Below are 8,008 nucleotides of genomic sequence, written 5' to 3'. Positions count from 1 at the left end.
CCGCGGCCGACGAGGTCGGCCTGCCCGCGGCCCTGCTGGACCGGCCGCTCGCCCGGCTCTCCGGCGGGCAGGCCGCCCGGGTGGGGCTCGCGACCCTGCGCTGCAGCCGCCACGACGTCGTGCTGCTCGACGAGCCGACGAACCACCTCGACGACGACGGGCTGACGGCGCTGCGCCGCGTGCTGCGCGAGCACCGGGGCGGACTCGTCGTCGTCTCGCACGACCGCGCGCTCCTGACCGACGCCGTCGACGAGCTCGTCGTCCTCGGCGACCCGGACGCGCCGCCCGGGACCGCGGTCCACCACGGCGGCGGGTTCGCGTCGTGGGAGCACGAGCGGGCGGAGGCCCGCCGGCGCGCGGTCGCCGAGCACGACCACGCCGTGCGGTCCCGCGAGGCGCTGCGATCGGCCGCGGAGGAGACCCGCGCCCGCGCCGCCGCCGCCCACCGCCGGGCGGGGCACGCCACCCACGACGGCGACAAGAACTCCAAGGAGTGGGTGCGCAGCCGGGCCGAGGGGATGCAGCGCCGGGCCCGCGTGGTCGAGGGCCGGGCCGGCCGGGCGATCCCCGAGCGGCCGCGCGAGCCCGCGACCCTGCGCGTGTCCCTGACCGCCGCCGCGCGACGGGCGCCGTGGGCCGTCGCGCTGGAGGGCGCGACCGTGCGCCGCGGTGGGTTCGCGCTGGGGCCGGTCGACCTCGAGGTCGGTCACGGCGAGCGGCTGCTGCTCGCCGGGCCCAACGGCAGCGGCAAGTCGACCCTCCTGGGCGCCCTCGCCGGGACGACGACGCTCGCCGCCGGTCGGCGGCTCGTCGCCCCGGGAGCGGAGCTCGCCGCCCTCGGGCAGGCGCGGGTCGCGCTCGTCGGTGAGCCGGACGGCACGTCCGACGCGGTCGCCCGGCTCGCGGGCGCGGACCCGACGGACGCCCGGACCGCGATGGCGACGTTCGGCCTGGCCGCCGAGGTGGTCGTGCGCCCGCCCGCGTCGCTGTCGCCGGGAGAGCTGACCCGGGCCGAGCTCGCCGTCCTCGCGCTGCGCCGGACGACCTGCCTGCTGCTCGACGAGCCGACCAACCACCTCGACCTGGCGTCGCTCGAGGCGCTCGAGGCGGCCCTGCGCGACTGGCCCGGCGCCCTCGTGGTCGCCAGCCACGACGAGCGGTTCCGCGACGCGTTGGGGATCACGCGGACGGTGCGGCTCGGGGCCGGTGGCTCGATCGCCGACTGACCCGCGCGTGCCGCACCGCGATACTGCGCCCATGGACCTGGACATCGCGGGGCGGACGGCGATCGTGGGCGGCGCGTCCGCCGGGATCGGGCGGGCGATCGCCGAGGCGCTGGTGGCGGAGGGCGTGCAGGTCGTCCTGTCGTCCCGCGACCCGGAGCGGACGGCCGCCGCGGCGGACGAGGTCGGCGCGGCGGCCGGGATCGCGTGGGACACCTCGGACGTCTCCGGCGCCGATCGCCTCGTCGACGCCGCCGAGGCGGCGGTCGGCCCGATCGACATCGTCGTCGTCAACACCGGCGGGCCGCCGGCGGATCCGGACCCGCTGTCGTTCGGGGACGAGCGGTGGGAGGAGGCGCATCGCAACCTGGTCCGCTCGCCGATGGCGCTGCTGCGCCGCACGCTGCCCGGGATGCGCGAGCGCCGGTGGGGCCGTGTCGTCGGCGTGGCGTCGACGTCGGTCCGCGAGCCGCTGCCCGCGCTCGTGCTGTCGAACGCCGAGCGCTCCGCCACCCTCGCCGCGTTCAAGACGCTCTCCCGCGAGGTGGCCGGGGACGGGGTCACGATCAACACGCTCCTGACCGGGCGCATCGCGACGCGCCGGATGGAGGCGATCCACGGCTCGATGGAGCAGGCCCGCGCCGCCGCGGCCGAGGCCGTCCCGGCCGGTCGGCTCGGGCTGCCGGAGGAGATGGCCGCCGCCGCGGCCTTCCTCTGCTCGGAGCGCGCCGCCTACGTCACCGGCGCGGCGCTGCCGGTCGACGGCGGGCTGCTGCGGGGGATCTGACCGCGAGGGGCCGGACGGGGATCGGCCGGGGCCCCGGCCGACGCACCGCCCACGACGACCGACACCGGCCGAGCGGCCGGACCGCTACCCCAGCGCCTTGGCGTTGCGCAGGTTCGACGTGGCCAGGTCGACCATCCGGCCGACGCCCCCGCCCAGGACCGTCTTGCCGGCGGCCATCGCGAAGCCGCGGATCTGCTGCGCGCTGATGTGCGGGGGCATCGACAGCGCGTTGGCGTCGGTGACCACGTCGACGAGCACCGGACCATCCGTCGCCAGCGCCTTCGCGAGCCCGGCCCGCAGCTCGCCGGGGTCCTCGATCCGCAGCGACGGGATCCCCACCCCGGCGGCGATCGTGGCGTAGTCGACGCCGTCGTGGTCGGTGCCGAAGCTCGGCAGGCCCTCGACCAGCATCTCGAGCTTGACCATCCCCAGGGACGAGTTGTTGAAGACGATCGTCTTGACCGGTAGCGCGTGACGGCGGACGGTCAGGAGCTCGCCGAGCAGCATCGCGAGTCCGCCGTCGCCGGACATCGAGATCACCTGGCGCCCGGGCTGCGCGAACTGGGCGCCGATCGCGTGCGGCAGCGCGTTGGCCATCGAGCCGTGCCAGAACGAGCCCATCACGCGCCGCCGGCCGTTCGGGGACAGGTAGCGGGCGGCCCACACGTTGTTCATCCCGGTGTCGACCGTGAAGATCGCGTCGTCGGCCGCGAGCTCGTCGAGCACCGAGGCGACGTACTCGGGATGGATCGGCGAGCGCTGCTTCGCGTCCCCGGTGTAGGCGGAGATCGCGCCGGTGAGGATCTTCACGTGCCGCGCGAGCATGCGGTCCAGGAACGAGCGGTCGGGCTTGGCGCGCAGGAGCGGCCGCAGCGCGAGGAGGGTCGCCCGCACGTCGCCGTGGACGGCCACCTGGACCGGGGTGCGCCGCCCGATGCGGCCCAGGTCGCGGTCGATCTGGGCGGTCCGGGTGCCCGGCAGGAACTCGGGATACGGGAAGTCCGTGCCGACCAGGACGACGAGATCGGCGTCGTCCATCGCCTCGTAGCAGGCGCCGTAGCCGAGCAGCCCGCTCATCCCGACGTCGTAGGGGTTGTCGTACTGGAGCCACTCCTTGCCGCGCAGCGTGTGGCCGATCGGGGCGTTCGCGGCGTCCGCGAGGGCGAACAGCTCGTCGCGGGCGTCCTTGGCCCCGGCCCCGCAGAAGAGCACGACCTTCTCGGCGGCGTTGATCGCGTCGGCCAGCTCGCGGACCTGGGACGCCGGCGGGGCGAGCGCCCCGCGGGCCTCGACGAAGCCCTCGTCGCCGAGCGGGGCGTCGACCGGCAGGTCGGCGACGTCGCCGGAGAGGACGAGCACCGAGACCGCCTCGTCGCCGATGGCCCGCTGGACCCCGATCCGCGCGAGGCGGGGCATCTGCTCGGCGCGCGAGACCGTCTCGCACCAGCCGCTGCAGTCGACGAAGACGCGCTCGGGGTGGGTCTCCTGGAAGAACGACGTCCCGATCTGGTCCGACGGGATGTGCGACGCGATCGCCAGCACGGGCGCACCGGAGCGCTGCGCGTCGTAGAGGCCCTGGATCAGGTGGGTGTTGCCCGGACCGCACGATCCGGCGCAGACCGCCAGCCGCCCGGTCACCTGCGCGTCCGCTGCGGCCGCGAACGCCGCGGCCTCCTCGTTGTGGACGTGGATCCACTCGATCCCGTCCGTCCTGCGGATCGCGTCGACGACGGGGTTCAGCGAGTCGCCGACGAGCCCGTAGACGCGCTGCACCCCCGCCCGCTGCAGGACGTGGACGAGCTGCTCGGCGACGTTCATCGGGCAAGTGTCCCGCCGCGAGGACCCTTCGTGCCACCGTCGGGCGCCTCCCCCAGGGTGGGAATCGTCACGTGCGCCGTCCACCCGCCGTCAGCACCGGCGTCCGCGGCGCGACGACGGCGGAGGAGGAGGACCGGCGGACCGCCGGCGTGCGTCAGAGCACGACGAGGACCACGACCAGCACGGCGGTCGTCGCGACGCCGAGGGCCGCGACGACCGGGGCCGCCCCCGGTCGGCTCCGCCGCGCGGCGTCGTACCCCGGCGGCGGGGCGTCGGCCGGCGGCGCGTCCCACTTGGGGTGGTGCGCCTCGGCCCAGTCCGCGTCGACCTCGCCGGTCAGCATGCCGCGCATCGCGGGCTTCGTCGGCGGGTGGACGAGGGACAGGTAGACGTGCCCCGCGACGAGGACCAGCGCGACGAACATCGCCCCGTCGTGCAGCGGGATCGTGCCGGGCAGCCGGAAGGCGGTGTCGCGCTCCCCGAGCCAGAGCAGGACGCCGGAGACGACGAACAGGACCGCCAGCGCGGCCTGGACGATCGAGTGCGCCTTCTCCGCCGCGTTGAACCGGCCCTGCGGGATCCTGGCGCGCCATCCCGGTCCCCGGCGACGGTGGCGTCCCGGACCGAGCAGCCACCGCCGGTCGTCGGCGTCGAAGGTCTCGAGCTGGCGCACCGCCGCCCGGAGCGCCCGGCGGTCGCCGAGCAGGGGGACGACGACGAGCGCCGCCACCCACAGCACCGCGGCGGTCAGGTGGATCGCCTTGAGCGTCGGTCGGTCCGAGATCCGGGCGGACAGCGCCGGCAGGTACATGACGACGCCCGTCCCGGTCATGACCGTGAAGCCGGCGGCGTGGATCCAGTGGAAGGCCCGCTCCGTCGGCCCGAAGCGGAGCACCCGGCGGGGTGCCGCGAGGATCTGGCGTGCGGGCGCGGACTCAGACGCCATTGGAGCCGCCGACGTAGGCGTCCCGGTCGTAGCCGCGCTGCTCCCAGTAGCCGTCGGAGGCCTGCGCGGTCAGCGTGATCCGGCTGACCCACTTGACGCCCTTGTAGCCGTACATCTGCGGGACGACCAGGCGGGCGGGCGCGCCGTGCTCCCGGCTGATCGGTCCGTGGTCCATCTCGTAGGCGAGCATCGCGTCGGGTGCGCGGGCCTGCTCGAGCGTCAGGCTGTCGACGTAGGGCTCCTCCGCCGAGGCGAACTCGATCGCCCCCGCGGCGGGACTGACCCCGACGGCCGCGAGGAGGTCGGCGAAGCGCACGCCCGCCCAGTGGACGTCCGGTACCGACCAGCCGGTCACGCAGTGGAAGTCGGTCGTCTGGTCCGCACGCGGGAGCGCCTGCAGCTGGGCCATCGTGAACGTCCGGGGCCGCTCGACCAGCCCGTCGACCGTGAGCCTCCAGGTCGTCGGGTCGTACGTCGGGAACGGCGGGTTCACCGAGTAGATGCGCCAGCCGGTGCCGCCGGGCACGACGCTCTGCAGGCTCGACGGCAGGGCGCTCGACGCGTCCGACAGCCAGCGGGTGGCGACGCCGCCCCAGAGGAGCGAGGACACCCCGACGCCGACGATCCCCAGGAACGCGCGGCGCCCGACGGGACGGCCCTCGGCGTCGTCGGGGGTGGGGAGCGGCGCGGACACGACGTGCCCACGATGACGCCCCGGCCTGAAGGGGACGTATGGTGGCGCGCCGACGGTCGGCGGCGGTCGGCCACGGCCGGGCGGGGGGGGCCGGGGCGGGGGTGGCCGGGGCGGGGGTGGCCGGGGCGGGCCGTCGCGTCGGACGCCGTCGGCCGGTCCGGTGGTCCCGGTCGGCGGGCCACGACCCGGGACGACCCCGGGCCGGAGTACCCCCAGAGGGAATCGAACCCTCGCTACCAGCGTGAAAGGCTGGCGTGCTAACCGCTACACCATGGGGGCGGGCGCCCGTGGAGTGTAGAACGGGCCGCCGGTCCGGTGCTCGCGGGTGCGGACCGGACCGCGACGCCGGTGGGACCCCGGCCCGGAGCGGGCCCGGGGCCGTCGGACGAGGCGTCCCGCCATGGGGCGGGGCGTCGCTCAGACGTCCGCGTCGGCGTCGGACTCCTGGCCCTGGTCGGCCTGGATCGGCTCGTCGGACTCGCCGTAGAGCTCCGCGTCGGGCGCGCCCTCGAGGTCCTCGCCCGTGCGCGCGTCGCGCAGGATCTTGGTCGTGCCGTGCTCGTCGCCGTGGGAGGCGTTCTCGATCAGCGCCTCCTCGGCGAGCTCGAAGCCCTCGGCCTCGCCGCCGCCGGCCTCCTCGACCGGCGCGTTCGCCGCGCGCTCGCGCTCGATGCGACGGATCTCGGAGTCGTCGCCGGACGGGATGTCGGAGCTGCCCATGCCTCCGAAGCTACCCCACCGCCGCCGTCGGCACGCCCCGGGCGGGCGGTGCGGGGCCGCCTGTGGGCCCTAGGGGCCGGGGCTCCGCGACGTGCGTCCGGGCCCTCCCGTGAGTACCCTTCGCGGGGCGTGGGCTGCTAGCTCAATGGTAGAGCAAGGGCCTTTTAAGCCCGTGGTTCTGGGTTCGAGTCCCAGGCGGCCCATCTCCCCGATCGCGCGCCCCATATCCTCGGCCGGGTGAGCACGCAGACGGACCACACGAACCTGTACGCGATGTACGCGTCGTTCAAGGCCGCCCGCGGCCACCGGCGGGTCGACCAGGCCGGGCGCGAGCAGCTCGCCGCCGACGCCGAGGCCGCCATCACGGGAGGCGACGCGATCCTGCGCGGCGCCTACTCGACGGTCGGCTTCCGGGCCGAGGTCGACGTGCTGCTGTGGCTGATCGGCCCGTCCGCCGACGCCCTGCAGGACGCCCTCGTGGCGTTCAACCGCACGAAGCTCGGCCAGGCGCTCGACCCGTGGTGGACGTCGATCGGCGTGCACCGCGAGGCCGAGTTCAACAAGGCCCACATCCCGGCCTACCTCGAGGGAACGCCGGCGAAGAAGTACATCTCGGTCTACCCCTTCGTGCGGTCGCTGGACTGGTACCTGCTCGACCCGGCCGAGCGCTCGAAGCTGCTGCGCGAGCACGGCATGATGGCCGCGGGGTACAAGGACGTCCGCGCCAACACGATCAGCGCGTTCGCCCTGAACGACTACGAGTGGCTGCTGGCCTTCGAGGCCGACGAGCTCGAGCGGATCGTCGACCTGATGCGCGACCTGCGCGGCGCCGAGGCCCGGCGCCACACCCGCGAGGAGCTGCCGTTCATCACCGGCATCCAGAAGCCCCTCGTGGACGTCGTCGCCGACCTGCCGTAGGCCGGCCGGCACCGGCGGGTGCCGCGGGCCGGGCGGAGATCGGCGGGCGCGGTGCGGGCCCGCCCCGTCGGATCAGCCCCGCGAGAACGGCAGCTCGGCCGTCAGCCAGCCGAGGAACTCGCCCGGGTTGCGGCTCTGCGTCCACACCCTGCCGGGGCCCTGGAACTCGAAGACGAGGCCCTCGCCGCTCTTCAGCGACTGCACCATGCCCTTCGCGACCTTGCGGATCGAGAACTCGACGCCGTCCTCGTAGGCGACCATGTGGCCCGAGTCGAGCACGAACGACTCGCCGGCCTGCAGCTCGACCACGTCGATCGCCCCGTAGGCCGCGAGCACGACCTGGCCCCGGCCCTCCACCCGGACGAGGAACCCGCCCTCGCCGCCCGCGAGGTTCTTCAGGCCGCCCCACTTCGAGTCGATCTCCACGCCCTCGTCGGCGGCGAGGTAGCCGCCGCGCGCGAGGTTGAGCCCACCGTCGACCGGCAGCGTCGCGACGTCGCCGGGGAGCTTGGCGGCCACGTCGACCCAACCGCCCTCGGACGGAGCGGTGAACTTCGACACGAACACGGACTCGCCGCCGAGGACGCTGCGCTTGAACGCGCCCTTCAGGCCGCCCCGCATCTTCGACTCGACCTCGACGCCGCCGGAGGTGGCCATCATGGCGCCGGACTCGGCGTTCAGGGACTCGCCGGGAGCCAGGGTCAGGCGGGCGACGGCGAAGCTCGGGGCGTTGCGGACGGTGACGTCCATGGTGGACTCCGTGGGTCGAGGGACGCGCGGGGACCCGCGCGGCCCGACCCTACCGCCGGGCCGGGAGCGGGGCGACCGGTGTTCACCGGGGCGTCACGTGCGGCCGTCGTGCCGCGGGGCGGGCGGCGGAGGGCCGGCCGGTGGGGCGGGCC

Annotated in this window: 8 protein-coding genes and 2 tRNA genes; 4 read left to right on the top strand and 6 right to left on the bottom strand. The window is 75.4% G+C overall.

Going from position 1 to position 8,008, the window contains the following annotated elements; translation table 11 throughout:
- Both Q7T67_RS07395 and Q7T67_RS07390 read left to right on the top strand, forming a co-directional pair.
- On the top strand, nucleotides 1-1,226 hold a 1,226-nt coding region (locus Q7T67_RS07395; RefSeq protein WP_304787572.1), incomplete at its 5' end, for an ATP-binding cassette domain-containing protein.
- A gap of 31 nt (nucleotides 1,227-1,257) precedes the next feature.
- Nucleotides 1,258-2,010 (top strand): SDR family oxidoreductase, encoded by a 753-nt coding sequence (locus Q7T67_RS07390; RefSeq protein ID WP_304787570.1) that lies wholly within the window; start codon nucleotides 1,258-1,260, stop codon nucleotides 2,008-2,010.
- A gap of 84 nt (nucleotides 2,011-2,094) precedes the next feature.
- Here Q7T67_RS07390 and Q7T67_RS07385 read toward each other — a convergent pair whose 3' ends face one another.
- From Q7T67_RS07385 to Q7T67_RS07365, 5 genes are all read right to left on the bottom strand, one after another.
- On the bottom strand, nucleotides 2,095-3,828 hold the full coding sequence (locus Q7T67_RS07385; RefSeq protein WP_304787567.1) for a pyruvate dehydrogenase: 1,734 nt from the start codon (nucleotides 3,826-3,828) through the stop codon (nucleotides 2,095-2,097).
- 154 nt (nucleotides 3,829-3,982) lie between these two features.
- The gene (locus Q7T67_RS07380; RefSeq protein WP_304787565.1) at nucleotides 3,983-4,774 is read right to left on the bottom strand and encodes a cytochrome b/b6 domain-containing protein; all 792 of its coding nucleotides are present in this window, start codon (nucleotides 4,772-4,774) and stop codon (nucleotides 3,983-3,985) included.
- Nucleotides 4,764-5,468, bottom strand: a complete 705-nt coding sequence (locus tag Q7T67_RS07375) for a molybdopterin-dependent oxidoreductase (protein WP_304787563.1) — start codon at nucleotides 5,466-5,468, stop codon at nucleotides 4,764-4,766. The genes Q7T67_RS07380 and Q7T67_RS07375 overlap by 11 nt, the downstream gene beginning before the upstream one ends.
- A gap of 207 nt (nucleotides 5,469-5,675) precedes the next feature.
- Nucleotides 5,676-5,747, bottom strand: a tRNA-Glu gene (locus Q7T67_RS07370).
- A 138-nt stretch (nucleotides 5,748-5,885) separates the two neighbouring features.
- Nucleotides 5,886-6,188, bottom strand: a complete 303-nt coding sequence (locus Q7T67_RS07365) for a hypothetical protein (RefSeq protein WP_304787561.1) — start codon at nucleotides 6,186-6,188, stop codon at nucleotides 5,886-5,888.
- Nucleotides 6,189-6,319: 131 nt separating this feature from the next.
- Here Q7T67_RS07365 and Q7T67_RS07360 point away from each other — a divergent pair.
- Nucleotides 6,320-6,391 (top strand) — tRNA-Lys (locus tag Q7T67_RS07360).
- Nucleotides 6,392-6,425: 34 nt separating this feature from the next.
- Complete coding sequence (hemQ, locus tag Q7T67_RS07355) at nucleotides 6,426-7,106, top strand: hydrogen peroxide-dependent heme synthase (RefSeq protein WP_304787559.1); 681 nt, start codon at nucleotides 6,426-6,428, stop codon at nucleotides 7,104-7,106.
- 72 nt (nucleotides 7,107-7,178) lie between these two features.
- Here the strand turns inward: hemQ and Q7T67_RS07350 are convergent, their stop codons facing one another.
- The gene (locus Q7T67_RS07350; RefSeq protein ID WP_304787556.1) at nucleotides 7,179-7,856 is read right to left on the bottom strand and encodes a TIGR00266 family protein; all 678 of its coding nucleotides are present in this window, start codon (nucleotides 7,854-7,856) and stop codon (nucleotides 7,179-7,181) included.
- Nucleotides 7,857-8,008 lie beyond the last annotated feature (152 nt).

This window comes from Patulibacter sp. (assembly GCF_030655195.1).
Classification (GTDB): Bacteria; Actinomycetota; Thermoleophilia; order Solirubrobacterales; family Solirubrobacteraceae; genus Patulibacter.
This window is presented reverse-complemented; position numbering and strand designations above follow the sequence as displayed.

Excerpts from the sequence above, each read along its gene's own strand:
- Q7T67_RS07390 (WP_304787570.1), top strand. The coding sequence starts at position 1,258 with ATGGACCTGGACATCGCGGGGCGGACGGCGATCGTGGGCGGCGCGTCC.
- Q7T67_RS07385 (WP_304787567.1), bottom strand. The coding sequence starts at position 3,828 with ATGAACGTCGCCGAGCAGCTCGTCCACGTCCTGCAGCGGGCGGGGGTG.
- Q7T67_RS07380 (WP_304787565.1), bottom strand. The coding sequence starts at position 4,774 with ATGGCGTCTGAGTCCGCGCCCGCACGCCAGATCCTCGCGGCACCCCGC.
- Q7T67_RS07365 (WP_304787561.1), bottom strand. The coding sequence starts at position 6,188 with ATGGGCAGCTCCGACATCCCGTCCGGCGACGACTCCGAGATCCGTCGC.
- Q7T67_RS07350 (WP_304787556.1), bottom strand. The coding sequence starts at position 7,856 with ATGGACGTCACCGTCCGCAACGCCCCGAGCTTCGCCGTCGCCCGCCTG.